The 26,559-nt window shown below is 42.4% G+C and carries 29 protein-coding genes, 1 other RNA gene and 1 riboswitch; of the genes, 6 read left to right on the forward strand and 24 right to left on the reverse strand.

Annotated features, from left to right (window positions below):
- Nucleotides 1-13 precede the first annotated feature (13 nt).
- From NST18_RS12580 to NST18_RS12590, 3 genes are all read right to left on the reverse strand, one after another.
- Complete coding sequence (locus tag NST18_RS12580) at nucleotides 14-682, reverse strand: methionine ABC transporter permease (RefSeq protein ID WP_004892414.1); 669 nt, start codon at nucleotides 680-682, stop codon at nucleotides 14-16.
- Entirely contained in the window at nucleotides 672-1,700 is a 1,029-nt protein-coding gene (locus NST18_RS12585; protein ID WP_004892418.1) for a methionine ABC transporter ATP-binding protein, read from the reverse strand. The genes NST18_RS12580 and NST18_RS12585 overlap by 11 nt, the downstream gene beginning before the upstream one ends.
- Nucleotides 1,701-1,775: 75 nt before the next feature.
- A riboswitch (SAM riboswitch) is annotated at nucleotides 1,776-1,881 on the reverse strand.
- Between the two features lie 321 nt (nucleotides 1,882-2,202).
- The gene (locus tag NST18_RS12590) at nucleotides 2,203-2,676 is read right to left on the reverse strand and encodes a hypothetical protein (protein ID WP_004892420.1); all 474 of its coding nucleotides are present in this window, start codon (nucleotides 2,674-2,676) and stop codon (nucleotides 2,203-2,205) included.
- Between the two features lie 383 nt (nucleotides 2,677-3,059).
- On the opposite strand from NST18_RS12590, the gene NST18_RS12595 reads away from it, so the two are divergent.
- Nucleotides 3,060-3,659 (forward strand): response regulator transcription factor, encoded by a 600-nt coding sequence (locus tag NST18_RS12595; protein ID WP_004892423.1) that lies wholly within the window; start codon nucleotides 3,060-3,062, stop codon nucleotides 3,657-3,659.
- A 39-nt stretch (nucleotides 3,660-3,698) separates the two neighbouring features.
- Here NST18_RS12595 and NST18_RS12600 read toward each other — a convergent pair whose 3' ends face one another.
- The 12 genes from NST18_RS12600 to NST18_RS12655 form a co-directional block, all read right to left on the reverse strand.
- The gene (locus NST18_RS12600; RefSeq protein ID WP_004892425.1) at nucleotides 3,699-4,991 is read right to left on the reverse strand and encodes an O-acetylhomoserine aminocarboxypropyltransferase/cysteine synthase family protein; all 1,293 of its coding nucleotides are present in this window, start codon (nucleotides 4,989-4,991) and stop codon (nucleotides 3,699-3,701) included.
- 64 nt (nucleotides 4,992-5,055) lie between these two features.
- A complete protein-coding gene (locus NST18_RS12605; RefSeq protein ID WP_004892428.1) occupies nucleotides 5,056-5,355 on the reverse strand; it encodes a hypothetical protein in 300 nt (99 codons plus the stop codon).
- A 130-nt stretch (nucleotides 5,356-5,485) separates the two neighbouring features.
- Nucleotides 5,486-5,755: a thioredoxin family protein gene (locus NST18_RS12610; RefSeq protein ID WP_004892431.1), complete on the reverse strand. Its 270-nt coding sequence runs from the start codon at nucleotides 5,753-5,755 to the stop codon at nucleotides 5,486-5,488.
- 51 nt (nucleotides 5,756-5,806) lie between these two features.
- Nucleotides 5,807-7,087 carry an RNA-guided endonuclease IscB gene (gene iscB / locus NST18_RS12615; protein WP_088223485.1) on the reverse strand — a complete coding sequence of 427 codons (1,281 nt, stop codon included), beginning with the start codon at nucleotides 7,085-7,087 and terminating at the stop codon, nucleotides 5,807-5,809.
- 249 nt (nucleotides 7,088-7,336) lie between these two features.
- Nucleotides 7,337-7,684, reverse strand: a complete 348-nt coding sequence (locus NST18_RS12620; protein ID WP_004892434.1) for a toprim domain-containing protein — start codon at nucleotides 7,682-7,684, stop codon at nucleotides 7,337-7,339.
- A 97-nt stretch (nucleotides 7,685-7,781) separates the two neighbouring features.
- On the reverse strand, nucleotides 7,782-8,030 hold the full coding sequence (locus tag NST18_RS12625; RefSeq protein ID WP_004892436.1) for a YusG family protein: 249 nt from the start codon (nucleotides 8,028-8,030) through the stop codon (nucleotides 7,782-7,784).
- A gap of 33 nt (nucleotides 8,031-8,063) precedes the next feature.
- On the reverse strand, nucleotides 8,064-8,447 hold the full coding sequence (gcvH, locus tag NST18_RS12630; RefSeq protein WP_004892441.1) for a glycine cleavage system protein GcvH: 384 nt from the start codon (nucleotides 8,445-8,447) through the stop codon (nucleotides 8,064-8,066).
- A 57-nt stretch (nucleotides 8,448-8,504) separates the two neighbouring features.
- Nucleotides 8,505-8,864: an arsenate reductase family protein gene (locus NST18_RS12635; RefSeq protein WP_004892444.1), complete on the reverse strand. Its 360-nt coding sequence runs from the start codon at nucleotides 8,862-8,864 to the stop codon at nucleotides 8,505-8,507.
- A 35-nt stretch (nucleotides 8,865-8,899) separates the two neighbouring features.
- Nucleotides 8,900-10,204 (reverse strand): RNA-guided endonuclease IscB, encoded by a 1,305-nt coding sequence (iscB, locus tag NST18_RS12640; RefSeq protein ID WP_088223486.1) that lies wholly within the window; start codon nucleotides 10,202-10,204, stop codon nucleotides 8,900-8,902.
- 301 nt (nucleotides 10,205-10,505) lie between these two features.
- Nucleotides 10,506-12,287 carry an acyl-CoA dehydrogenase family protein gene (locus NST18_RS12645; RefSeq protein WP_004892449.1) on the reverse strand — a complete coding sequence of 594 codons (1,782 nt, stop codon included), beginning with the start codon at nucleotides 12,285-12,287 and terminating at the stop codon, nucleotides 10,506-10,508.
- 15 nt (nucleotides 12,288-12,302) lie between these two features.
- Nucleotides 12,303-13,475 (reverse strand): acetyl-CoA C-acetyltransferase, encoded by a 1,173-nt coding sequence (locus NST18_RS12650; RefSeq protein ID WP_004892453.1) that lies wholly within the window; start codon nucleotides 13,473-13,475, stop codon nucleotides 12,303-12,305.
- Between the two features lie 12 nt (nucleotides 13,476-13,487).
- On the reverse strand, nucleotides 13,488-15,866 hold the full coding sequence (locus NST18_RS12655; RefSeq protein ID WP_064214154.1) for a 3-hydroxyacyl-CoA dehydrogenase/enoyl-CoA hydratase family protein: 2,379 nt from the start codon (nucleotides 15,864-15,866) through the stop codon (nucleotides 13,488-13,490).
- Between the two features lie 148 nt (nucleotides 15,867-16,014).
- On the opposite strand from NST18_RS12655, the gene NST18_RS12660 reads away from it, so the two are divergent.
- Nucleotides 16,015-16,161: a YuzL family protein gene (locus NST18_RS12660; protein ID WP_009362277.1), complete on the forward strand. Its 147-nt coding sequence runs from the start codon at nucleotides 16,015-16,017 to the stop codon at nucleotides 16,159-16,161.
- Nucleotides 16,162-16,179: 18 nt separating this feature from the next.
- Here NST18_RS12660 and NST18_RS12665 read toward each other — a convergent pair whose 3' ends face one another.
- Entirely contained in the window at nucleotides 16,180-17,097 is a 918-nt protein-coding gene (locus NST18_RS12665) for a proline dehydrogenase family protein (RefSeq protein WP_004892460.1), read from the reverse strand.
- A gap of 164 nt (nucleotides 17,098-17,261) precedes the next feature.
- Here NST18_RS12665 and NST18_RS12670 point away from each other — a divergent pair, with 164 nt between their 5' ends.
- From NST18_RS12670 to NST18_RS12680, 3 genes are all read left to right on the forward strand, one after another.
- On the forward strand, nucleotides 17,262-17,513 hold the full coding sequence (locus NST18_RS12670) for a hypothetical protein (protein WP_340721476.1): 252 nt from the start codon (nucleotides 17,262-17,264) through the stop codon (nucleotides 17,511-17,513).
- A gap of 13 nt (nucleotides 17,514-17,526) precedes the next feature.
- Nucleotides 17,527-17,850 (forward strand): spore coat protein, encoded by a 324-nt coding sequence (locus NST18_RS12675; RefSeq protein WP_004892464.1) that lies wholly within the window; start codon nucleotides 17,527-17,529, stop codon nucleotides 17,848-17,850.
- Nucleotides 17,851-17,963: 113 nt separating this feature from the next.
- Nucleotides 17,964-18,137 (forward strand): hypothetical protein, encoded by a 174-nt coding sequence (locus tag NST18_RS12680; RefSeq protein ID WP_009362281.1) that lies wholly within the window; start codon nucleotides 17,964-17,966, stop codon nucleotides 18,135-18,137.
- Between the two features lie 48 nt (nucleotides 18,138-18,185).
- Here the strand turns inward: NST18_RS12680 and ssrA are convergent.
- The 7 genes from ssrA to NST18_RS12715 form a co-directional block, all read right to left on the reverse strand.
- Nucleotides 18,186-18,538: a transfer-messenger RNA gene (gene ssrA, locus NST18_RS12685) on the reverse strand.
- Nucleotides 18,539-18,638: 100 nt separating this feature from the next.
- Nucleotides 18,639-19,103, reverse strand: coding sequence for an SsrA-binding protein SmpB (gene smpB, locus NST18_RS12690; RefSeq protein ID WP_004892472.1), 465 nt, complete (start codon nucleotides 19,101-19,103; stop codon nucleotides 18,639-18,641).
- 78 nt (nucleotides 19,104-19,181) lie between these two features.
- Nucleotides 19,182-21,458 (reverse strand): ribonuclease R, encoded by a 2,277-nt coding sequence (rnr, locus tag NST18_RS12695; protein ID WP_064214201.1) that lies wholly within the window; start codon nucleotides 21,456-21,458, stop codon nucleotides 19,182-19,184.
- A 20-nt stretch (nucleotides 21,459-21,478) separates the two neighbouring features.
- Entirely contained in the window at nucleotides 21,479-22,216 is a 738-nt protein-coding gene (locus NST18_RS12700) for an alpha/beta hydrolase (RefSeq protein WP_004892476.1), read from the reverse strand.
- A gap of 53 nt (nucleotides 22,217-22,269) precedes the next feature.
- On the reverse strand, nucleotides 22,270-22,503 hold the full coding sequence (secG, locus tag NST18_RS12705) for a preprotein translocase subunit SecG (RefSeq protein WP_004892478.1): 234 nt from the start codon (nucleotides 22,501-22,503) through the stop codon (nucleotides 22,270-22,272).
- Between the two features lie 480 nt (nucleotides 22,504-22,983).
- A complete protein-coding gene (locus tag NST18_RS12710; RefSeq protein ID WP_004892480.1) occupies nucleotides 22,984-23,196 on the reverse strand; it encodes a hypothetical protein in 213 nt (70 codons plus the stop codon).
- A 37-nt stretch (nucleotides 23,197-23,233) separates the two neighbouring features.
- Nucleotides 23,234-23,761 carry a hypothetical protein gene (locus NST18_RS12715; protein ID WP_230456218.1) on the reverse strand — a complete coding sequence of 176 codons (528 nt, stop codon included), beginning with the start codon at nucleotides 23,759-23,761 and terminating at the stop codon, nucleotides 23,234-23,236.
- A gap of 93 nt (nucleotides 23,762-23,854) precedes the next feature.
- On the opposite strand from NST18_RS12715, the gene NST18_RS12720 reads away from it, so the two are divergent.
- Nucleotides 23,855-25,036 carry an IS701 family transposase gene (locus NST18_RS12720; RefSeq protein ID WP_088223189.1) on the forward strand — a complete coding sequence of 394 codons (1,182 nt, stop codon included), beginning with the start codon at nucleotides 23,855-23,857 and terminating at the stop codon, nucleotides 25,034-25,036.
- 227 nt (nucleotides 25,037-25,263) lie between these two features.
- On the opposite strand, the gene eno is transcribed toward NST18_RS12720, so the two are convergent.
- On the reverse strand, nucleotides 25,264-26,559 hold the full coding sequence (gene eno, locus NST18_RS12725; protein ID WP_004892483.1) for a phosphopyruvate hydratase: 1,296 nt from the start codon (nucleotides 26,557-26,559) through the stop codon (nucleotides 25,264-25,266).

Here is a 26,559-nt window from a genome sequence, read left to right on the forward strand (position 1 = left end):
TTTTTTCCCCCTTTTATCGTTTATCTATTTTAGAAGTGACAAGGTCACCAATAAACTGAATGATAAAGACGATGATTAAAATGAGCACTGTTGCAACGAACGTGACGTCGTTATTGTTACGTTGAAACCCTTCTAAATACGCTAAGTTTCCAAGCCCTCCAGCACCGACAACTCCTGCCATCGCTGTATAACCAACGAGCGCGATCGCTGTAACTGTAATACCAGATACAAGTGCTGGCAACGCTTCAGGGAGAAGCACTTTCCAAATAATTGTTGCTGTCGTCGCCCCCATCGCTTTTGCCGCTTCAATAACACCTTTATCAATTTCACGAAGCGCAATTTCGACCATGCGTGCATAAAACGGCGCGGCACCAATAATTAGTGCAGGCAACGCGGCATTTGCCCCAAGAATCTTACCGACAACAAGCTTTGTAAACGGGATGAGCAAAATAATTAAAATAATAAACGGGATGGAACGAAAAATGTTGACGAACGATGCGATCACACCGTTAATAAAACGATTTTCCCATATGTTTCCCTTAGACGTTAAAAACAGCAACAATCCGAGTAAAATACCGAGCACAAACGTTGCGACAACGGAGACGGCGGTCATATACAACGTTTCCGTCGTGGCCGCCCATATTTTATCCCAAACGACGTTCGGAAATAGTTCATTGAACATTCGCCAACACCTCCACTTCAACTTCTTGCTGGCGAATGAAATCGAGCGCTCGCTCAATCTCGTCATTCGCACCGTCTAAATGAACGAACAACACCCCGTATGAACCGTGATGCGTTTGCGAAATTTTCCCTTGCAAAATGTTCACGTTCAAATCAAATTGTCGAATGATGTGCGTGATGAGTGGTTGCTCAGCTTCTTCGCCAACAAATGTAAGCTGTACAACTTTTCCATTTGGATATCGCTCAAGAAGATGCAACATCGCCTCTTTCGTTTCTTCCGGCTCTGTGACTTGCTGAACAAATCGTTTCGTAATCGGCTGCTCTGGCTTGCGGAACACGTGAAGCACTTCGCCCATCTCGACAATTTTTCCGTTTTCCATGACCGCTACACGATCACAAATTTTACGAATAACATGCATTTCGTGTGTAATTAATACGATCGTTAAACCAAGACGTTTATTAATGTCAACAAGCAAGTCTAAAATTGAGTCGGTCGTTTGCGGATCAAGCGCCGATGTTGCTTCATCGCACAACAACACTTTCGGATTGTTCGCTAATGCGCGTGCAATACCAACGCGTTGCTTTTGTCCGCCGCTCAGTTGTGACGGATACGCATTTTCTCTCCCTTGCAAACCGACGAGCTGAATGAGTTCATCGACGCGCTTCATCCGTTCTTCTTTCGGCACGCCAGCAATTTCTAACGGAAAAGCAATATTTTCGCGCACTGTTCGCGACCAAAGTAAATTAAAATGTTGAAAAATCATACCGATTTGTTGGCGCGCTTGGCGTAACTGCTTCCCGCTAATTTTCCCCATATCTTTCCCATCAACAATGACTTCACCGCTCGTCGGCTTTTCTAATCCGTTCAATAACCGAATGAGCGAGCTTTTCCCTGCGCCGCTATAGCCGATAATACCAAAAATTTCTCCTGCTTCAATATGCAAGTTCACACGATCAACAGCGGTCACATGTCCACTTGCTGCTTTGTACACTTTTGTTACATTCGATAATGTGATCACGTTGCTGTCACCTTCCTTCCATGAAAAAAACCTTTCTGCTCAAGAGAACAGAAAGGCGCGAATCGTCCATTCTGTCTCTTATCTCTCAAAGCAAACGCTTTGTGTGAATTGGCACCATTTCAGCAGCGCTGACGGTTGCCGGGTTTCATCGGGCACATCCCTCCACCTCTCTTGATAAGAGCGCTTTTAAACGCTTTATTCAGTTAACGTTTTAATATGTTTGAGGATCATTTTAAATTACAAAGGTGAGTATATCATCGAAAGAAGGACGGTGTCAATAAAAATTTTTCAACTATTTCCCCTTCATAATCAAGTGAACGGAATATATAGCATGAGAAATCGCTACTCTTCGGATGTCGGGCTACGAACAACCCACCGCTTTGTTAAAATGCAAAAGACTGACCCAGCACGCATTAGCGTTTCAGATCAGCCTCTTCAGTTCAAAAAATGAAGTTAAACTTTCCAATTGTAGGCATACATAGTTACATGCCAAACGGACCCTTTAATTACATTCTTCTTTTGTAATTCTAATCGTTACGTACACTTTATGAAAGGAGTCATAGTAGTCAGCTTGTGCAACACTAGATGTATACCATTTATCAACTAATTTCAAGTAAGAATCTGTATTTACTAAAGAATAAATCCCCGTAATAGTAGAAGTCTTAGTCGTTAGATTTCGATCGTACGTAACTGTCATCGTCACTGTACCATACATACTCTGAACCGTTTTTGTTTCTTTATTTCCTCGGACAATCGTATCAAGTGGAGCAATTTTTGATTTTGAATTGCTTAATTTTGCCATTGAACTCCCTACTGCAGGAGTAACTGTAATTGTTACATTCCCCTCTTTATATACTCGTTTCGGGAGCGTACTAGCTTCAGTAGTAATTAACGACCCAAAAAAACCATCTAATAACAGAGTAGCAGTTAGTGCTAGGGTAGCAACTAAAATAAGCCTTCTAAATTTACTTTTCATTATTTTCTCTCCTCACATAGTCCAATTGTAATGCTAGTTCTCCGCTACTTGTCCATAATGAGATAGACTTGTACATTAGCGCCAGTTAAACATCGGTATCATGAATATAAGCAGAAATTTTTATTTAGCTGATTACTCACCATAGGTACAACATATTGTATAAAAATCGGACGTTCTTTATTTCAACTTATACATTGCTCATACTCCTCCGCTTCTTCTCCCAAAAATAGCTGATCAGCTATTTTCATTTTACCAAAAATAGAAAAGAAAAAAATCCGTATTTTCCGCCAATTTTTTGGCGAAAATCCGCCAATTTCTTCAAAATAAATGACAAAGTTTATTAAATGAAGTAGAATCTAGTAAAAAAGTGGAGGAGAAATTGCATGGCTATTCGTACATTGCTTATTGATTCTGACCCTATCTATTTGCTTGGGTTGAAAAAATTGTTGGAAAACGAAAGCAATATAACAGTTATCGGTTCTTGTTCTTGTATCGATTCACTAGATACTTTCATACATATACATGTACCAGATGTCATTGTGATAAATGTGCACATGCACATAATAAAAGCATTGGGCTGGATAAAAAATGCGAAGGAAATATACCCCACAATAAATGTCATTATGCTATGCAACTATCCACCGCTCGCCTTATCTGCGCATGAGGCAGGTGTATCCGTCGTATTGTCAAAAGAAAAAGTTTCCACTCATTTAGCACATATGATCCGATACAGCAACGAAGGAGAAAAATATTTTTTGGTGGATAGTGAAACTATGTATTCAACAAAGCATGGTTTAACAAACATTGAAATCAATATACTACAAATGTTGGCAGATGATCAAACGAGTGTACAAATTAGCGAACGGCTAAAGATAAGCAAACGAACAGTGGAACGTCACCTTTCTTCTATTTTCGAAAAATTAGGGGTTTCGTCACGAACAGGAGCGGTTGCCGAAGCGCTGCGGTTACAACTCATAAAATGAAAGGTGCTAGTCGAAAAATCTAACTAGCACCTTTCATATTTACACCCGCGAATACATCGACCGTACCCCTGTCGCCGCTTCAATCGCTTGTTCTAAGTCTTCGATTAAATCATCGACATTTTCAATTCCGACCGATAAACGAATCATATCTTCTGTCACACCGGATGCTTTTAAGTCCTCTCCACTTAATTGTTGATGCGTTGTACTTGCAGGATGAATAATTAAACTTTTTGCATCGCCAACGTTGGCAACATGCGACCAAAGCTTAACGTTGTTAATTAACGTAGCCCCTGCTTCACGGCCACCTTGAATGCCGAAGACAACGACTGCTCCTGCCCCTTTTGGCATATATTTTTTCGCTAGCTCTTTTGCTGGATGATTGTCATGTTCAGGGTACAACACCCAATTAACTGCTGGATGGTTGTCCAAATACTCGACGATTTTTCTCGTATTGGCAATATGCTCTTTCATGCGGACATGCAACGTCTCCAGCCCTAAATTAAACTGGAAGGCGTTGAACGGGCTAATCGCCGGTCCTAAGTCACGTAACAACTGCACGCGTGCTTTGACGATATACGCCGCCGCACCGATGTCTGCGTATACGAGATTATGGTAACTTGGATCTGGCGCCGTAAACGCTGGAAACTTCGGCGAATGCCAATCAAATTTTCCACCATCGACAATGATACCACCTAACGTCGTTCCGTTACCAAGCAACCATTTCGTTGCCGAATGAATAACAATATCCGCTCCGTGTTCGATTGGCCGGCAAAGGTATGGCGTCGCAAACGTGTTGTCAATAATCAACGGAATGCCTGCTTCATGCGCAATTTCCGCAACTGCCTCAATGTCTAACACATGCAGGCTTGGGTTGCCAATTGTTTCAGCAAAAATCGCTTTCGTTTTTGGTGTAATTGCCGCACGGAAATTTTCTGGATCAGACGGATCGACAAAATGTGTTGTAATGCCGTATTTCGGCAACGTATTCGCAAACAAATTGTACGTTCCTCCATATAACGTCGAAGCAGAAACAATATCATCTCCCGCTTGAGCGACGTTTAATATTGCCATCGTAATAGCAGCCATGCCGCTCGCTACCGCTAAAGCACCAATGCCCCCTTCAAGTTGAGCGACACGCTCTTCAAACACCGTTACCGTCGGATTATGAATGCGCGTATAAATGTACCCAGCTTCCTTTAACGCAAACAAATTGGCCGCATGCTCTGTGTTATCAAACAAATACGCATTCGATTGATAAATTGGCACTGCACGCGCTTTCGTTACTGGATCCGTTTGCAAGCCACCGTGCACAGCAATCGTTTCAAATTTCATCGTTTCTCCCCCACATGTAATAATTTGTGAATATTTAGAATTTTAACACGATACATATTGCTCGTCAACGAACAACATCATACGGCTTGGCAAGGAAAAAGATCGACTCTAACAATAAAATGTGACGAAACGATGCTGTGACGGACAATTCGTTTAATCGCAGTTGTTGCTGTAGTTTTAAAGACCCTTGCAATAGCGACATAATTGCCTGTGCCGAACCACGAATCGTAATGACTCGCTCGCCATCTACCTCTTCTACGCGACGAATCCCTTCTTTCGATATGCATAATAATACTTCTCGACTCTCCCATTGTAGTTGAATATATAAACAATCACTCGGCAAAATCGGCGCTAACATGTTCATTTAACCGCCCCCGTTCCATATTTCTCAATATCCATTGTTTCCATATAAATGCGAGTAGTTCCTGCTATAAACGCTCGACAAATGTCTCGTTTCCTCGTCAATTTCCCAAGAAATATGTCGAAAGCTGGCTTTATTCAGCCAGCTTTCGCAACGTTTCGTATAAATATGGAACAGAATGAAAAGCATATATTTTTTGTACAAGTTTATCATGTTGAAAAATAAGTAAACACGGAACGCTTTCGATGCACCACTCAACCGCTTTGTCCGGCACGTAGTTTAAATCTTGACGTTCAAATGTAACAGATGGCAATAACTGCTCAAGTACATCAACCATACGACTTGCCACTTGACATGTTCCACATAATGGCGTGTACATATAGACAACTTTCACAACGATCACGAAACCTACGCAAGGAAGCCCCTGCCTTTAGGCACGGGGAGGAATTGCACCTTACGCAAGTTCCGCCACCCCCTTTCCATAAGCATATCCGTCAAATCGCTGAATGACTTGGACATATCTATAATTTATTCCTTGTGCGATACGCTTTCCGTCCTTGCCTTTAATATCGAAACTTCCAGTCTTTCTACATGCGACTTCGCCAAACCAAACGCCTTGATATTTCCCTCTTGGGACAACAGCCTTAACCATGTCCCCTGTTTGAAAACCAAAGAAGAATTTTTGTCTTGCAAGATAACCTCTTGGGAAGCCATATCTATCTAGGTTTGTACGAGAGCGACTACCACGCCCTTTTGCCTTGATAAATAACACTTCTTTTGTTTTGAAATATAAGTGATTTGTTGTGCTTTCGCCTACACAACAAGCGTCAAAATAATGTGTTTTCGGCAAGTCTAAACGAATACGATTCATTTTTGTTCGTGCACCTGTTCCACACTCGACATCTAATCCTGTCTGCTTTAACACTTCATACACTTTCCATCTTGTCGAGTTGATAGCACTTGTATCCTTTAATGATTCTTTGACTTGCTTTTGAATGTGCGGATACCCGAATTCTTCTGCTGTCTTACTTCCTTTGCGCTGATTACAGTCATGACAGGCAAGACATAGGTTATCCACTCGGTCTGTTCCACCTCTCGATTTTGGAATGATATGCTCCACTTCAAGTGGAACATTTTCTTTTCCGCAATAACAACACTTCCGCCCAAACTTTTCAAGCAAATACTCCCGTACTTCATATCCTTGTAGCGTGCCTTGTTGATACTCTACACCATTGATTTCAGGATTTCGCATGAGTTGCGTGTCGAATTTGGCATTTTCGTATGATATATACCCAATGGGGCATAATTTCTTTAGGCGGTTAACCCATGTTTGGATATTTTGCACACGACTCTCTAGTGATGACGGCAACCACCCCTCCTTTCGCTTGCGGTTCAGAAAGCGTGGTTTTCTGTATCTTGTTTTTCGATTTCGTCTTGCTCGACGAAAAGCACGCCTTTTATCTATTCTTTCCTTGATGTCTGTGCGATGGTCAAGTTGCCCTAACCATACCACTTCTTGTCCTCGCAAAATCGCTAATCCTGTATGCCTGCTTCCATAGTCGATTTTTAGCCGATATGTTGCTTTAATTTCTGATTCGTCTACTGATTTTTTCAAGATGATGGTAAATGGAAATCGCCTGTAAATCGCCGCCTTCCCTTGTTTCAACAGCTTTCTTGCAACTGCTTCGTGACAAGGAGCAAGCGGACGTTTGTTTGTGTCTAACACAAAAACCATAGGGTTCTCCCCTTTCCTCTGCATAAAGCAGGTCATATTCTCCTCGACCATGTTATAGATGCTTGTTATGTGCAAGACACTAGCGCTACCCACCACGCTTGTTTAACCTTGCACGACAGAGGAACGGGCTGGAGAAGCACCCGAACGTGTCATGACATCTATAACGTAGGCTCTGTTTCAAGCCTTGGTCTGGTCAACATGGGGCTTACAAGCCCATGACTTTAGTCATTGGGTTGTTGACACAACTTTCTATAAATATTGTGCGTGTACATCGATATTTGCACTTAATAACACGACCGCAATATGATGCTTCGGAGCTGCTGCGACTTCACGATACATTTTATCAATATATAAGTGCTCAGCATGCGGAAACTCTCGACGGAGTTGACGACGTAATTTCTCCCCCGCTTCATCGGAATCGACTAAAATGTACACTTCTTTATCGTACAAAGCATCGATTAATTCATCAAGTTTGGCGGTGCCAAGCGTTCCGTTTGTACATATAATTTCAACTGGCTCACTAATGATGCTTTCGACTTTTCGTTTATCTGAGCGCCCTTCGACAATAATCACTTTTTCTACCTCAACAATCGCCATCGTCATCACCTTGTACATTCATTTATGTATATTATATTCGTGATCGTACACTTTTTCTCCTTTTATTCAATACAAAAGGACAGCGATGGCGCTGTCCTTAACACCAACCACCTTCTATGTCACAATCGACATATTTCATATTTGGATGTTCAGTAACTGTTACGCTTTTCAAAATACGCCTGTTTTGTTGTTGGTATCCATGCTTTAACTTTAACTTATTCGTTTCTTGAACAAATCCTCCAACACATTCGTTGTCATAAAACAGCTCAAAGTTGCCGTTTTCATTAAATTTCCCAACAACATCTTTTGTAATATCGATTGTTTTTTGTTTTAACAAAAAAGACACCCCAGTGTCATAGGGTGCCCTGTGATGTGTGTTTTACTCTTGATTAATCATTTGTTCGTATTGTTCTGCCGTTAATAGGTTGTCCACTTCACTTAAATCGCTTGGCTCAATGACGATCATCCACGCTTTATCATATGGTGATTCGTTTACATACTCTGGGTTGTCGTTTAACTCTTCGTTCACAGCTACGACTTTTCCGCTAATTGGGGCATATAATTCAGACACAGTTTTCACTGACTCCACGCTACCAAATGGCTCATTTGCTGTCAGTTGCGCCCCCACTTCTGGCAATTCAACGAATACGATATCGCCGAGTTCTGACTGGGCAAAGTCCGTAATCCCAATGCGAACTGTATTTCCTTCGACACGCACCCATTCATGTTCTTGTGAATAACGTAGCTCTTTTGGAATGCTCATCGTTTTCCCTCCAACATATCATCTTCTTTTTCATCATACACGATTTTCAACATGATTTCACGATAATTTAAACATTTCGTGATATTTTTGTTCGTCAAATCCGACAATAACTTGCTCGCCATTTGTGATGATTGGACGCTTGATTAACATCCCGTCTGATGACAACAATTGCAGCATGTCTTCTTCTGTCATCGTTTTTAATTTGTCTTTTAATCCAAGTTCACGATACTTCATGCCGCTCGTATTAAAAAATTTCTTTAAATCAAGCCCACTTTTTTCATATAACGTCCGCAACTGCTCTTTTGACGGAGGCTGCTCAACAATATGTATCGCTTGCACAGAAATGTTGTTGTCATCTAGCCATTTTTTTGCTTTGCGACATGTGCCGCACTTTGGATACCAATAAAATGTTACCATCTTCTCACGAAACTCACGCAAGGAAGCCCCTGCCTTTAGGCACGGGGAGGAATTGCGCCTTGTGCAAGTTCCGCTTCCTCCTTTCTGTAAGTATATCCATCAAATCGCTGAATGACTTGAATATATTTATAGCTGATTCCTTGTGCGATACGTTTACCGTCTTTTCCTTTGATGTCGAAATTTCCAGTCTTCCTGCATGCCACTTCACCAAACCACACGCCTTTGTATTTTCCTCTTGGAACAATAGCCTTAACCATGTCTCCTGTTTGGAAGCCAAAGAAGAACTTTTGTCTTGCAAGATAACCCCTTGGGAAGCCATATCTATCTAGGTTTGTGCGTGAACGACTGCCACGCCCTTTTGCATTGATGAATAACACTTCTTTTGTTTTGAAGTACAAGTGGTTTGGTGTGCTTTCTCCAACGCAACAGGCATCAAAATAGTGTGTTTTCGGCAAACCTAAACGAATACGATTCATTTTTGTTCGTGCACCTGTTCCGCACTCAACATCTAATCTTGCCTGCTTTAATACTTCGTACACTTTCCATCTTGTTGCGTTAATGATACTTGTGTCTTTTAATGATTCTTTGACTTGTTTTTGAATGTGTGGACAGCCGAACTCTTCTGCTGTTTGGTTTCCTTTTCTTTGGTTGCAATCTCGACATGCAAGGCAAAGGTTATCTATTCGATCTGTCCCGCCTCTCGATTTTGGAATAATATGCTCCACTTCAAGTGGAACGTTTTCTTTTCCGCAATAACAACACTTTCGTCCAAACTTTTCAAGCAAGTATTCTCTTACTTCGTATCCTTGAAGCGTGCCTTGCTGATACTCAATGCCACTGATTTCAGGATTTCGCATGAGTTGCGTGTCGAATTTGGCATTTTCGTATGATATATGTCCAATGGGGCATAACTTTTTTAGACGGCTAACCCATGTTTGGATATTTTGCACACGACTCTCTAGTGATGGAGGCAACCATCCCTCCTTTCGCTTGCGGTTCAGAAAGCGTGGTTTTCTGTATCTTGTTTTTCGATTTCGTCTTGCTCGACGAAAAGCACGCCTTTTATCTATTCTTTCCTTGATGTCTGTGCGATGGTCAAGTTGCCCTAACCATACCACTTCTTGTCCTCGCAAAATCGCTAATCCTGTATGTCTACTTCCATAGTCGATTTTTAGCCGATATGTTGTTTCATTTTCTGATTCGTCCACTGATTTTTTCAAGATAATGGTAAATGGGAATCGTTTGTAAATCGCCGCCTTCCCTTGTTTCAACAGCTTTCTCGCAACTGCTTCGTGACAAGGAGCAAGCGGACACTTATTTGTGTCTAACACAAAAACCATAGGGTCCTCCCCTTTCCTCTGCTTACGCAGGTCATATTCTCCTCGACCATGTTATAGATGCTTGTTATGTGCAAGACACTAGCGCCACCCACCACGCTTGTTTAATCTTGCACGACAGGGGGTAGGGCTGGAGAAGCACCCCACCGTGTCATGACATCTATAACGTAGGCTCTGTTTCAAGCCTTGGTCTGGTCAACATGGGGCTTACAAGCCCACGATTTTAGTCGTTGGGTTGTTGACCTCATCTATACACAATATAACAAACAGAAAGTACCAGACGATGCGTCTGGTACTTCCATTATTACACAACATATCGTTCAGCTTCAATTAGTGCTTGCGCTGCCTCACGTTTTTTCGCAATGATGTTGATTGGCGTATGACGTGTTAATTTACGCAATGCTGATAGCATCATACGCAACATGTCACCTTGTTCGACAGCGACGATCGTTTCTTTTGCATGTGCTTCAATTTCGTTAAATGCTTCCTGGCAGAAAATTTGTGTATACAATACTTTTTGTTTGTTTTTCTCAACGCCAGATTGGGCAATCGCTTTTTCCGTGCGTAAAAGCGCAGATTCCATCGCATATACGTTGCTAACGATGTCTGCAATATTCACAAGCACTTCTTGCTCTTTTTCAAGTTTCGGACCGAATTTTTGCGCCGCCAGTCCCGCGACCATTAAAGCGATTTTTTTCGCATTGCGGACAAGGTACTTCTCTTGTTCAAGCACGCCATCGCCAACTTCTTCCGGCATCAACATCATTAATTCTTCTTGTAATTGTTGCGCTTTTTGTAAAAGCGGCAATTCACCTTTCATCGCCTTTCTTAAATACATTCCTGGTACAAGGAGGCGGTTAATTTCGTTCGTTCCTTCAAAAATACGGTTAATACGTGAATCGCGATACATGCGTTCAATTTCGTATTCTTGCATAAAGCCGTAACCGCCATGAATTTGTACACCTTCATCTACAACGTAGTCAAGCATTTCTGTCGCAAACACTTTGTTTAAAGAGCATTCAATCGCGTATTCTGCAATCGCTTTTGCCGTTTCTTTTCCGTCTTTTGCTTGTTCATCTGTCAACTGTCCCATGCGCGCTTCAAATAAACCGACTGTACGGTAAACGGAGCTTTCTGCCGCATACAATTTCGACGCCATCGTCGCTAATTTTTCTTGTGTTAATGTAAATTTCGAAATTGGTGTTTTAAATTGTTGACGTTGATTGGCGTATTGAATCGTCACTTCTAGGGCACGTTTTGCTCCGCCAACGGCACCGACGCCAAGCTTATAACGGCCGATGTTTAAAATGTTAAAGGCGATGATGTGGCCTTTGCCGATTTCGCCAAGGACGTTTTCTTTCGGAACGAGCGCATCTTGTAAAATTAATGTGCGCGTCGATGAGCTTTTAATGCCCATTTTCTTTTCTTCTGCTCCTGTCGATACGCCGGGGAAATCGCGCTCAACGATAAATGCCGTGAAATGCTCACCGTCTACTTTGGCATAGACGACGAATACGTCGGCAAAACCAGCGTTTGTAATCCATTGTTTTTCCCCATTTAAAACGTAATGCGTACCTTCCGCATTTAGTTTGGCTGTCGTTTTCGCACCGAGCGCATCTGAGCCAGAGCCTGGCTCTGTTAACGCATAAGCAGCAATTTTCTCACCTGTCGCTAGTGCCGGTAAATATTTTTGTTTTTGCTCCTCTGTTCCGAACAAGACGATTGGAAGCGAGCCGATCCCGACGTGCGCACCGTGTGAAATCGAGAAGCCGCCCGCACGCGCCATTTTTTCAGCAATTAATGCCGAGCTAATTTTATCTAAACTTAATCCACCATATTCTTCAGGCACATCTGCACCAAGCAATCCGAGTTCACCTGCTTGTTTTAAAAGCGCAACAGAACGATCAAACTCATGATTTTCTAAATGTTCAAGTTGCGGTAACACTTCATTCACGACAAATTCTTCTGTCGTTTTCGCAATCATTTTCTGTTCGTCTGTAAAATCTTCTGGTGTAAACACTTGCGTTGGTGACACATCTTCAATTAAAAAGCTACCGCCTTGTGCAACTTTCAATGTTTTTTCCATCATTATTTCCCCCTCTTATAATAATTCAAATACGCCAGCAGCACCCATACCGCCGCCAATGCACATCGTGACAATACCAAATTGTTCGTTGCGACGACGCATTTCATATAAAAGTGTCAACGTTAGCTTTGCACCTGTACAACCGAGCGGATGACCGAGGGCGATCGCTCCTCCGTTTACGTTTACTTTTTCTTCATCTAGTCCGAGTTCGCGAATGACTTGAATTGATTGTGATGCGAACGCCTCGTTCAGTTCAATTAAACCGATATCAGAAAGCTCAAGACCCGCAAGCTCAAGCGCCTTTGGAATGGCTGCAATCGGACCGATACCCATCACTTCAGGTGGAACACCTGCAACAGCAAACGAGCGGAATTTACCAAGCGGTTGTAAACCGAGCGCTTTCGCTTTTTCGTGATCCATCACCATCACCGCAGCTGCTCCGTCGCTCGTTTGGGAAGCGTTTCCTGCTGTTACCGTTCCGTTTACCGAAAACGCAGGGCGTAACTTCGCGAGCGTTTCCATATTTGTATCTGGGCGTACTCCTTCATCTTGACTAAACGTCATCTTTTTCTCTACTAATTTATTGTTTTCAATATGACGGACTGTCACTTCGACCGGCACAATTTCATCGACAAATTTTCCTTCGGCAATCGCTTTTGCTGCTCTTTGATGGCTGCGAACAGCAAACGCATCTTGCTCTTCGCGCGTCACCCCATATTTCATCGCGACTTGCTCAGCTGTATGCCCCATCGACATGTAATACTCTGGCGCACTTTCTGCGAGCTTCATGTTCGGACGTACGACATGACCCATCATTGGAACCATGCTCATCGACTCCACGCCACCAGCAATGACGGTATCTGCATGCCCAAGCATAATTCGCTCTGCCGCATAAGCGATCGCTTGTAATCCTGATGAACAATAACGGTTAATTGTAATCGCTGGCACTGTATACGGCAAACCAGCAAGCGCACCAATGTTGCGCGCAATATTCAACCCTTGTTCTGCCTCTGGCATAGCGCAGCCGATAATGAGATCGTCAATGTTTCCTTCATAGTTTCCTGCTCGTTTCAACGTTTCTTTAACAACAATCGCCCCTAAATCATCCGGGCGGACGTTTGCTAACGTCCCTTTTTTCGCTTTGCCGACAGGCGTGCGCGCCCCGGCAACGATGACCGCTTCTTTCACGTCAATCCCCCCTTAGTTTCTTAACGGTTTTCCTTTAACAAGCATATGTTGCATGCGCGCTTGCGTTTTCGGCTCACCGACAAGACTTAAAAATGCTTCGCGCTCTAAATCAAGCAAATATTGTTCGTCCACTTCTGTTCCGTACGGTACGCTTCCACCAGCGATGACGTATGCAAGCTTTTTCGCAATTTTTAAATCATGCTCCGAAATATAGCCTGAATAATACATGCCTTGAGCGCCAAGCAACAACGCCGCATACCCTGTTTCCCCGACAACCGGGATTTTTTTACGCACCGGCGGTTTGTATCCGCTCTCATATAGCGCTAATACAGCTTGTTTTGCGTCATGAATGAGATGATCACCATTGATCGAAATACCATCTTGTGCATTTAAGAAATTTAACTCACGCGCTTCTGCTGCCGATGTCGATACTTTCGCCATCGCAATCGTTTCAAACACTTTATTTGCAACCTTTTGCAAATCAAATTCCACACCGTTTGGCATGCCGCTTAAATGTTTAATGTATAGCTCTTTATTTCCACCACCGCCTGGAATGAGACCTACACCTACCTCAACAAGCCCCATGTATGTTTCTGCAGCTGCCTGAATGCGTGAAGCTGGCAAGCAAATTTCCGTTCCACCGCCTAACGTCATCGCAAATGGTGCGACAACGACCGGTTTAGTGCTATATTTAATATTCATCATCGCTTGTTGGAATTGACGAACGACCATTTCAATTTCAAAATAGTTATCATCTTGCGCTTCCATTAAAATCATCGCAAGGTTCGCGCCGACACAGAAGTTTTTTCCTTGATTTCCGATGACAAGTCCTTTATAGTTGCGGTCAACTTCTTCTAACGCGTAGTTAATCATTTGGACGATGTCAAATCCAATGGCGTTGTTCGGTGAATGAAATTCGAGTAATGCTACATCGTCACCAAGGTCAATTAAACTTGCACCACTATTTTTCTTAATGACCCCTTTTTGTTCTTTTAAGCGCTGAATGTGAATGACTTTTTCATTTTCTTCAACCGGCTTATATTGTCCACGATCGTAGTATGATACGCGACCGTGCTCGTATTTATAAAACGCCTCATATCCGCTCGCAAGCATATCTTCAACCCACGATGGTACTTGACGACCTTCCGCTTTCATTTTTTCAACAGACTGCTTCACACCGATCGCATCCCATGTTTCAAAAGGACCGAGCTCCCAGCCAAAGCCCCATTTCATTGCACGGTCAATCGCTACGATGTCATCTGCGATTTCACCGAGCAACTGAGCGGAATATAATAACGTCGGGCTTAAAATATTCCACAGCAGTTGACCAGCGCGATCGTTCGCATATACAAGCGCTTTCAATTTGTTCGCTGTTCCTTTTGCTTGTTTGCTCATCTCGATCGACGGTGCCTTTAGTTTTTTCGTCGGTTCATACTCGAGCGTTTCATAATTTAATTCAAAAATGTCTTTTCCTTTTTTATAGAAAAATCCTTGCCCTGACTTACTGCCAAGCCATCCTTTTTCAACCATCGTTTTCATAAAAGACGGAACAGTAAACGCTTCTTTTTCTTCGCCTTCTACTTTTTCGAATACGTTGTTAGCTACATGAATAAACGTGTCTAAACCGACGACATCGAGCGTGCGGAACGTCGCACTTTTCGGACGACCGATTAATGGGCCTGTCACAGAATCGACTTCGCCGACGCTATAGCCGCCTTTCATCATTTCACGTACCGTCACAAGCAAACCGTACGTACCGATCCGATTGGCGATAAAATTTGGCGTATCTTTCGCAAGAACGACGCCTTTGCCAAGCACATTTTCACCAAATTGTTTCATAAACGTAACAACAGCTGGATCAGTGTGCTTTGTCGGAATGACTTCTAATAGTTTTAAATAGCGCGGTGGATTGAAAAAGTGCGTGCCTAAAAAGTGCTTTTTAAAATCGTCCGAGCGTCCTTCGGCCATCGCTTCGATGGAAATGCCGGACGTGTTTGAGCTGACGATACTTCCTTGCTTTCTGACTTCATCCACTTTTTCAAACACACTTTTTTTCACATCAAGTCGTTCAACAACGACTTCAATAATCCAATCGCATTCGGCTAAGCGATGAAAGTCATCTTCAAAGTTACCGACTTCGATCAATGCTAAGTTGTCTTTCGACATAAGTGGCGCTGGTTTTTGTTTCAATAAACGTTGAACCGCTTGATTGACGATGCGATTGCGCACTTGTTTATGTTCAAGCGTCCATCCTTTTGCTTGTTCTTCAGCTGTCAACTCTTTCGGTACAATATCTAACAACAATGTCGGAATGCCGACGTTCGCTAAATGCGCCGCAATTCCCGATCCCATAACTCCGGAACCGAGAACCGCTGCTTTTTTAATTCGCATGCTCGTTCCCCCTTATCCGAATTGAATGAATGGTCATTCATTTTTCCTTTATCTTAAATATAAATTATATTTTAAATTTTCGCAACAAATAAATGTAGCGAATTTTGTCAACGATTTAGGAAATGATACAAAAGGAGGTGATGAGGCAATGAAAATGAAAAAACACCCGTCTAAAGCAGGTGTAAGCGCTGCAAGTGTGAAAGGAAATGCTGGTCCGACGGTGGAACGTGATGGAGGCGGAAAGAAAACAAGCCAAAATCAACAATATGGAAAAGAAAATATGGGAAATGAATAAAGGTGGGACACCCCACCTTTATTTTTTGAATATACCTTTTAACACAAATGCCACGTTGGCTGGGCGTTCTGCTAAACGGCGCATAAAATAGCCGTACCAATCGGTTCCATATGGAACGTAGACGCGCATTGTGTATCCTTCACGTACTAATTGTTCTTGTCTCTCTGGACGAATGCCGTATAACATTTGGAATTCAAATTGATCGTTCGGGATGTTATATTCCTTCACGAGTTGTTTCGTGTATTCAATTATCTCATCATCGTGCGTAGCAACAGCTGTATAGTTTCCGTTTAATAGATGCATCTTAATAATCTTTTTAAAGTTTTCATCTACATCTTTTTTGTCTGGAAAAGCGACTTCCTGTGACTCTTTATACGCGCCTTTCACGAGACGTAAATTCGGATGATACGCATTTAAATCTTCGATGTCTTTTTCCGTACGGTACAAATATGCTTGCAATACCGTTCCAACATTGTCATACTCTTTCTTTAACTGCTTAAATATATCGATTGTTTTTTGACAACGAGAATAGTCTTCCATATCAATTGTAACGAATACGCCGTGGGCTTTCGCTTCATCTAAAATACGGCGCATATTTTTCATCACAAGCTCATCGGAAATGTCTAATCCCATCGACGTCATTTTTAATGATAGTTGTGAATTTAGTTTATTTTCACCAATTGCACGAATCGCCTCAATCGAATGGTTCGCCATTTCATTCGCTTCTTGCTCGTTATCAACAAATTCACCTAAATAATCGATCGTGACCGCTAGTCCTTTACGATTCAGTTGTTGAATAACTTCTACTGCCTGTTCGATTGTTTCTCCCGCTACAAAACGCGACGCACCGAAACGAAGACCGTAACGCTTCGCCAATTTTGTTAACGTTTTATTTTTTGACAAAAATAAGAAAAAGTCGCGCATCAACTGCTCCATTGTTGTTTACCCCCTTTTGCAAGCGCATCCACCCGTATTGTAACACGTTTTCAATCGCTTGAATATGCTTTTGTCGAATAATCGTATTTTTTGTCTACATACGTATAACTATACAGCAAGTGGGCAATATACAGTCGAATGCGATTTTATTAGGAGGGATCCAGATGCAGCAACAAATGAACATGCAACAACAAGCGATGATGGCTCAACCGCCTAAAATGATTTCGACGAAAGACGCCCTTTATTTAACGGATGCGCTCTCATGGAATTTGATTGCGATGAAAAAAGCACATTTTTTCGCTTCTCAATGTCAAGATCAAGAAATTAAACAAGCGATTGATCGCGTTGGACAAATGCACCAACGTCATTATCAGCAACTTTTACATCAATTGCAACCATCTGCCCACGTGCAATAAAGGAGGACATAACATGAAGGTGCAAAATCCAGAAACACAAATTCCAAAAACCCCACAAATGAACGATCGCGATTTTATTAATGATATGTTATCGACTGAAAAATATATGACAGACAGTTATTGTACGTTTTTAAATGAAGCAAGTCATCAACATTTGTATGACGAAATATTGCATATATTTACCGAAACACAAAACTGTCAACGTGAATTGTACAACTTAATGTTTAAAAAAGGTTGGTATGCGCTTGAACAAGCAGACCAGCAAAAATTACAACAATCATATCAACAATTTCAAGGATATGCGAGCCAATTCCCGTACAACAATATGATACAATAAGAAAAGCCGACTGCTGATGCAGTCGGTTTTTCTTATGATGAGCCCAACCATTGGACAAACGCCTTGCATATCGTGTTAATGTAATGATGAATTTGCGAGGAGGGAATGCTCAAATGTATGGTCGCAGACCGTTTTTCGGTTTTTTCGGTGCACCGTTTTTTGGGGGCTTTCTAGGTGGATTGCTCGGCAGCGCATTAACGCCTTATCCGTTTTATCCGCCACGCCCATATTATTATCCACCACGTCCATATCCGTTTTATCCATATGGTGGCGGATGGTATTATTAAATATAAAACGCTAGAGAGGCATTTACTCTCTAGCGTTTTCTCATTAGCGTATGGAGACGGTGGGAGTCGAACCCACGTCCAGAGGTATCGCCACTTAAGCGTCTACGAGCGTAGTCGGTATATTTATGTTTCGCTGCTTCTTCCGCCTACCGACAGGCATCCGAGCAGCTAGTCTGATTATTCTCTTCCCTCGTCCTCAGACGGCGGACTTGGGCGTAGCCCACTTGTTATGAACCCCTAGGCCGCCACATGGGCGATGGCGGTAGGAGTTAGCCGCGTTAATTAAGCAGCTAAAGCGTAGTTTTCTTTGCCAGTTATCTTTAAGTGACGTTTTTACGAGGACGATCCCCTCGGCTCGCAGCTTAAGCTCGATCTACCCCTGTCGAATCCGTAACGTCCCCGTATAAGAGAAACGTACGAAGGAAGCTTAAGCTTTTATAACTGGCTGACACTTTTTATTATATCACATTTCAGGTGCTTTGCAATTGTAACATACTGGGTTTATTTCTGCCGTTCGCGGAAAGCGCGTTCGACTTCGCGTTGGGCTTCTTTCTTTTTCATATCTTCCCGTTTGTCGTATTTTTTCTTTCCTTTTCCGACGCCTAGCAACAGTTTCGCAAAACCATTTTTAATGTATAGCTTGAGCGGCACGAGCGTATAGCCTTGTTCTTTTGTATAGCCGATGAGCTTGCTAATTTCGCGACGATGAAGCAGTAGTTTGCGCGTCCGCAACGGATCATGATTGTAACGGTTGCCTTGTTCGTACGGACTAATATGCATATTATGCAAAAACACTTCACCTTTTTCCACTTTCGCAAATGAATCTTTTAAGTTCACCTTGCCTGCGCGAATCGACTTAATTTCCGTTCCTTGCAACACAAGTCCTGCTTCGTACGTTTCTTCAATGAAATAATCGTGATGTGCTTTTTTATTTTGAGCGATCAGCTTTCCTTCCCCTTTTGGCATTTGTTTCCCTCCCTTCAGACAACGAATATTTTAGCAAAAATAAGAAGAAAGGAAAAGCCTCATCAGTGGAGGCTTTCCTTATCGTTTTTTCTTTTTCTTCTTTTTCATGTTTGGTATATCTTCATAAAACTTTTTCTTTTTCTTCGTTTTTTTCGTTGGCCATTGCTCTTCTTTTTTCTTTTTCTGTTTTCCTTCGATGACGACTGGAGCAGCTTTCGCTTGTTTACGTTTGCGCCCTTTCATACCGACAATTTCAAAATCGACGATGCGCTCCTCTTTATTGACATTAATGACGCGCACCGTAATTTCGTCACCGATGCGGTACACTTTCCCTGTTCGTTCGCCGATCATCGCATAATGCTGCTCATCGTAATGATAATAATCGTCCGTTAAATAGCTAACGTGTACAAGCCCTTCGATTGTATTCGGCAGTTCAACAAACAATCCAAAGTTTGTCACCGAGCTAATAATGCCGTCAAACTCCATGCCAATTTTATCTTCCATAAACTCTGTTTTCTTCAAATCATCTGTTTCGCGCTCTGCCTCGACTGCACGACGTTCCATATTCGACGTATGTTCGGCAATTTCCGGAAGCTTCTCCGCCCATTTTTGCTGCGTTTGTTCGTCGATTTGCCCGTTAATTAAATACGTGCGAATAAGGCGATGCACAATTAAGTCTGGGTAGCGACGAATCGGCGATGTAAAATGCGTATAAAATTCCGTTGATAACCCGTAGTGACCTAGACTTTCAGCATCATAACGCGCTTGCTTCATCGACCGGAGCATGACGGTTGATACGACCATTTCTTCTGGCTCGCCACGTACCGCTTCCAACACTTCTTGCAAGGCGCGCGGATGAATTTGGTTTCCTGTTCCTTTGACAATATAGCCGAAATTCGTAATAAACTCTAAAAAACGCTGCAGCTTCTCAGGCTTCGGATCTTCATGCACACGATAAATAAATGGAACGTTCATCCAATGAAAATGTTCTGCAATCGTCTCGTTTGCCGCTAACATAAATTCTTCGATTAATCGTTCAGCAACAGAACGCTCACGCAAGATGATATCATACGGTTTTCCATTTTCATCGACAAGCACTTTCGCTTCTTTAAAATCAAAGTCAATTGCACCGCGCTTCATGCGTTTGTCGCGTAAAATATCCGCCAATTCCGCCATTAACTCAAACATCGGCACAAGCGGAGCGTATTTTTCTCTTAGCGCCTCGTCTTTATCGACAAGAATGCGGTTCACATCGGTATACGTCATTCGTTCAGTCGTACGAATAACGCTTTGAAAAATTTCATGGCTCACGACTTCACCGCGATCGTTTATTTCCATCTCGCACGACAACGTCAAGCGATCGACTTTCGGATTTAATGAACAAATACCGTTTGACAAGCGATGCGGAATCATCGGAATGACGCGGTCAACTAAATAAACGCTCGTTCCGCGCTCATATGCTTCGCGGTCAATCGGCGAGCCTTCCGTCACATAGTGGCTTACGTCGGCAATATGAACGCCTAACTTATAATTTCCGTTTGCTAACTTTGTTACGGTCACCGCATCGTCTAAATCTTTTGCGTCCTCGCCGTCAATCGTCACAATCATTTCGTTGCGTAAGTCCCGTCGACCCTGTAAATCTTCTTCCGAAATTGTATCCGGAATGCTGTTCGCATGGGCAATGACGTCTTCTGGGAATTGGAGCGGCAATCCATGTTTATGGATAATCGATAAAATATCGACCCCCGGATCGTTTTTATGCCCTAAAATTTTAATAACTTCCCCTTCTGCACTAATACGTCCCTCTGGATACGTCGTTAAACGGACGACAACTTTATGCCCTTCAACCGCACCGTTTGAAGCATGTTTCGGAATAAAAATGTCGTTGACGATTTTTTTATCGTCTGGAATGACAAAACCGAAGTTTTTGCTTTCTGTATACGTACCGACGACTTCTGTAATGCCCCGCTCAATAATGCGGACGATCGTCCCTTCTTGACGCGCCCCCGTTGCTTGTCCGTTGACACGCACAAGAACGGTGTCGCCATGCATCGCATTCTTCAATTCCGACGGTGGAATGAAAATGTCATCAAGCGTCGGATCTTCTGGAATGACAAACGCAAACCCTTTCGCATGGCCGGTCACTTTGCCGCGAATTAAGTTCATTTTCTCCGGCAATCCATACCGATTGCTTCTCGTTCGGACGATTAGTCCTTCTTCTTCTAATGCGACAAGTGTTTTGACAAGTTCTTTAAATTCGGCTGCGTCTGTAATATGAAACGCTTCTTCTAGCTCTTGAACAGTCAGAGGTTTATACGCTTCATCGCGCATAAACGATAATAATTTTTCCTTCATTTACTTCCTCCTTTCGAGGATTACCAATCTAATGATTCTAAAAATGCATAAATGTCTTCATGAAGCTGTTCTTTTTCTTTATCAAGCGTAATGACGTGTCCTGACTCCTCATACCATTTTATTTGTTTTACGGGAGACTCGACGCCGTTATAAATAATATTTGCACTATCTGGGTTAATCATGTCATCATGACGCGCTTGTACAACAAAAACAGGTGCATAAATGAAATCTAAATGATCGCGCACATCAGCAATAAGTTGTTGCAGTGCTTTCAATGTTTTCATCGGCGTTTTCGCAAACTCCGCCATTTCGCGCTCGATTTGCTCCTCGCTTTTTCCTTCTCGCTTTTTATATTCGCGAGCGTATGCTAAAACTCCTTCATACATCGTCTGTTCGCTTTTAATATACATCGGGGCACACATTGGTACGATGCCAACGACAGGAACAGTATAGCCAAGTTTTAACGAAAACACACCGCCAAGCGATAATCCAACAACAGCGATTTTTTCATGGGTTTGTTTTAAATATTCGTAAGCGTTTATCACATCTTGCCACCAATCTTCCGGGCCGGTATGAACGAGCTCCTCTGGCGGCACGCCATGTCCTTTATAAATTGGAGCGTGGCACGTATATCCTTTTGACTGTAAAAAACGACCAAGCATACGAACATCCGCCGAATTTCCAGTAAATCCATGCAATAATAAAACAGCACGTTCACCAGCTTCAAACGTAAACGGTTGTGGTGCAACAAGTTTCACAAATGATTCCTCCTTTCTCCACGAAAAAAGCGATCCACATTGCTGGACCGCTGTTACAGTTCAAAATAAGTGACAGCTACTGTTAATACGAAAAACAACACCGCAAGCACAACAGTCAGACGGTGTAACACCGCATCAATGCCGCGTGCTTTCTGTTTACCAAACAATTGTTCAGCACCGCCGGTAATCGCACCAGAAAGCCCTGCACTTCGGCCTGATTGCAATAAAACAACCGCAATGATTCCAATACAAACAATTACAAGTAACGTAACAAGAAACGCATGCATACTTTACACCTCCAACGACGCACATCACAATAGTTTCATTTTAACACAACACGATTCATTTGTACAACGGACGAAAAGATACGGGATAAAACTTTAGTCATGATGATTTTCCGAAACAACAGACAAATAAAAAGCCACAGCAAGATTGCAAAATTTGTCGAAAACATCTTTTTCCCCCTTGATTTTGTTTTACAATTCGAATAAAGAGAGGGGTGATGCAAATGAACAGAAACCATTTTTTGAGTCCCTAAAAAATCTAAAATTTTATTAACACAGGAGACATGTCCCCGATTCCATTGAAGCTCGTTACAAAGCAAATCGAGCTTCAACTGTGTTATAAAAAACAGCTACATGTTTCCTAAGAGGTGCCTTATATAACAAGTGAAGCCTTGGAACTCCGACCCAAGGCTTCACTACTTTCAGAAGCTAGGACTGTGACGAATGTTGCTGCTTTTTTAACTTGTTGACCATGAGAAACACTCATTTGTCTAGTTGACATTTTATTTCGTGTTCTAGTTCCTCAATCTCCAACCTCCATTTATCACGTGTACTGTACAGTACTTCACATATAAAACTTGAAAAAGAGCTTTTATTTTCGGATATCTCCTGTTCTAATTTTATTAAATCTCGTTTTAGTCTTTTAACTGCTTCTTTTTTCTCTTCGATTGATAAGTATTCGTAAATTTTTCTCATCGTTATCTCCTCATATCAGTTTTGATAAAATATAAAATTAAAGGATTAACCAAGTAATCGTTCTTGCAATAGCATCAGCGATAAGTAACGAATATGTACCAGGTACTCTCGCTTCGATTAATAAGGAATTTAGTTTAGTTTTAATTGTACTTTGAGCTAAATCATTCGCATCATCAATCCAACTTTCTAGATCATCTAATGCTTCTACAACTTTGCTTTTATTATTATTAAAATATTTTGCTGTATCCTCATCAAACCATTTCAATATATAGTTTAAAACATCTCCGCCTTTATCAATGGCAGCTTTAATAATTTTAATTGCTTGTTTAACTAGGAATCCTTTTATCCCATAAGGCTGCACTTGTTGTTGAGTAATTTGTGCATTTTGAATAGTTGGTGTAATTGTCAAAAACGTAGCGGTAGATGTTTCTTTTTGTACAATGGGTGTATTATTTGAAGTCGCACTTGCTAAATTGACACCTATCATAAAAACAGACGAGAGACCAAAAACTCCTGCCAAAATTGCAATAAATATTTTACTGTAGATGAGCAAATTTACTAACATAAATTTACAACCAAACAAAAAAGAAGACATGAACCCGATTCCTTGGTTAGAATAGATGTGCCAACAAACCATTCACAAGGAGGTTCATGTCTCATGAATAGATTAGCACATCACCAAGGAATCCACAAGTTTTTGACGATGTTGGGGTTGGCCCTTTATTTCTCGAAACCTGTCATGAAGCATCTCGTTCATATCGTGGATGCGATGATTACAAAGGGCTTTTCGGGAACGCTGACCGATCTACATCATGGGAGTTTTCATCCGAACCATCGCACGACACTGAGCCATTTTTTCACGAAAAGCCCATGGGAGGAAGAGACGCTGCTTCGCAAACTCCAACAGTGGGTGCTTCATCGTGTCGAACGCAGCTCGAAACGAGAGAATCAACCCATTTTTGTTTCGATCGATGATACGATTTGCCAAAAAACGAAGCCCTCGTCACGGGCAACACACGCCATTCAAGGGTGTGATTGGCACTATTCTCACGCAGAGAAAAAGTCGATCTGGGGACATTCTCTCGTTTGGCTCATGGTTCATACGATGACCCAAGCGTTTCCTTTTGCCTTTCGCCTCTACGACAAGACGGTGGGGAAAAGCAAAGGGGAACTCGCGATCGAGATGCTTTCTTCGTTGGATGTGAGTCGACCCGTTTATGTGCTCATGGACTCTTGGTATCCATCGAAAACCCTCGTGGGAGCCTGCTTAAAAAAAGGGTTCCACGTCATCGCGATGCTGAAGACGAATCGGATTCTCTATCCAAAAGGGACGGCCATTCAAGCAAAAGAATTTGCCAAATCTATGGAGCCACGGGATACCCGCCTCGTCACGGTGGGAAAAGAGCGTTATCGGGTGTATCGCTACGAAGGCGCTCTGAACGGTCTCAAGGATGCCGTGGTGCTGCTCGCATGGAAAGCCGATCAGCCGATGACGCCGAAACATCTTCATTGCGTCTTGAGCACCGATCGCGAGCTAAGCGATGAAGAGATCTTGCGCTACTATGCTGCACGTTGGTCGATCGAATGTTTTTTCCGTCAAGCGAAAGACCAGCTGAAACTCGATGGATACCGCGTTCGCGGGCGTCGGGCGGTGAAACGGTATTGGATCTTGGTGCAACTTGCGTATGTGTACAGCATGTTCGAGTCTAACAGTGATTTTTCGGATGGGCTCGATCTCCTGCGCAAGAGAAAAGGACATAGCCTCGTGGAGTTCATTTACCGTGCAGCAAAACAAAATATTCCCATTGATACCGTGAAAAAACAGCTCCACGTGGCATAAGGGGTACCCTGTTTGTCTCTTTTTAAATGGTAATTATTGTAACGAAAATTGCTCAACTACAGTATTTTATTTATCATTCAAATCTCCTCTCCTAACCCTTTTTTACAATTCAATCATAGCGGCACTCATTTTTCTTTGTCTATATGTATTCTTCGACATACTTCTTCTAAAATCGACATAACGTACAAAAACAACAGGATGCCCCCATGCGAAGGCATCCTTATTTCTTACTTCTTCAAGTTGTAGAACGTTTTTATTCCATCGTATACCGCTGTTTCGCCTAATTGATCTTCAATGCGAAGCAATTGGTTGTATTTTGCGACGCGGTCTGTGCGTGAAGGTGCACCTGTTTTAATTTGACCTGCGTTTGTTGCGACGGCGATGTCGGCGATTGTGCTATCTTCTGTTTCACCAGAACGGTGAGAAATAACCGCTGTGTAACCTGCGCGTTTCGCCATTTCAATCGCTTCAAATGTTTCTGTTAATGTACCGATTTGGTTTACTTTAATTAAGATCGAGTTGCCGACACCTTGTTCGATACCTTGTGCTAATTTTTTCGTATTTGTTACGAATAAATCGTCACCGACGAGTTGTACTTTTTTGCCAAGGCGTTCTGTTAATAATTTATGACCAGCCCAGTCGTTTTCGTCTAAGCCGTCTTCGATCGAAATGATCGGATATTTGTTGACAAGTTCTTCATACCAAGCAACCATTTCTTCTGACGTTTTCACAACGCCTTCGCCTTCTAAATGGTATTTGCCTGTTTCTTTGTTGTAAAGCTCAGAAGATGCCACGTCCATCGCAAGCATCACTTCTGTGCCTGGTTTGTAGCCTGCTTTTTCAATCGCTTCGATAATTGTTTCCAACGCTTCTTCGTTTGATTTTAAGTTTGGAGCGAATCCACCTTCATCACCAACAGCGGTGTTGTAGCCTTTCGCTTTTAACACTGATTTTAAGCTATGGAAAATTTCCGCACCCATACGGAGCGCTTCACGGAAGTTTGGTGCGCCAACTGGCATAATCATAAATTCTTGAATGTCAACGTTGTTATCTGCATGCGCACCGCCATTTAAAATGTTCATCATTGGCACTGGCAATGTTTTTGCGTTAAATCCGCCTAAATATTGATATAGAGGAATGCCTAAGTAGTCAGCAGCTGCGCGCGCAACAGCCATTGAAACGCCTAAAATTGCGTTTGCCCCTAATTTTCCTTTATTTTCTGTACCGTCTAACGCAATTAATGCACGGTCGATAGCAACTTGCTCTGTCACATCGTAGCTACCAATTAATGCTGGCGCGATGACTTCGTTTACGTTTTTCACTGCTTGTAATACACCTTTACCAAGGTAGCGACCTTTGTCGCCATCACGCAATTCAACCGCTTCATACTCACCTGTTGACGCTCCACTCGGTACAAGGGCACGTCCGAACGCACCTGATTCTGTATATACTTCTACTTCTACTGTCGGATTGCCGCGAGAGTCTAATACTTCACGAGCATAAATATCAATAATTGTTGGCAT

This window comes from Anoxybacillus sp. FSL W8-0104 (assembly GCF_038004465.1).
Classification (GTDB): Bacteria; Bacillota; Bacilli; order Bacillales; family Anoxybacillaceae; genus Anoxybacillus; species Anoxybacillus flavithermus_G.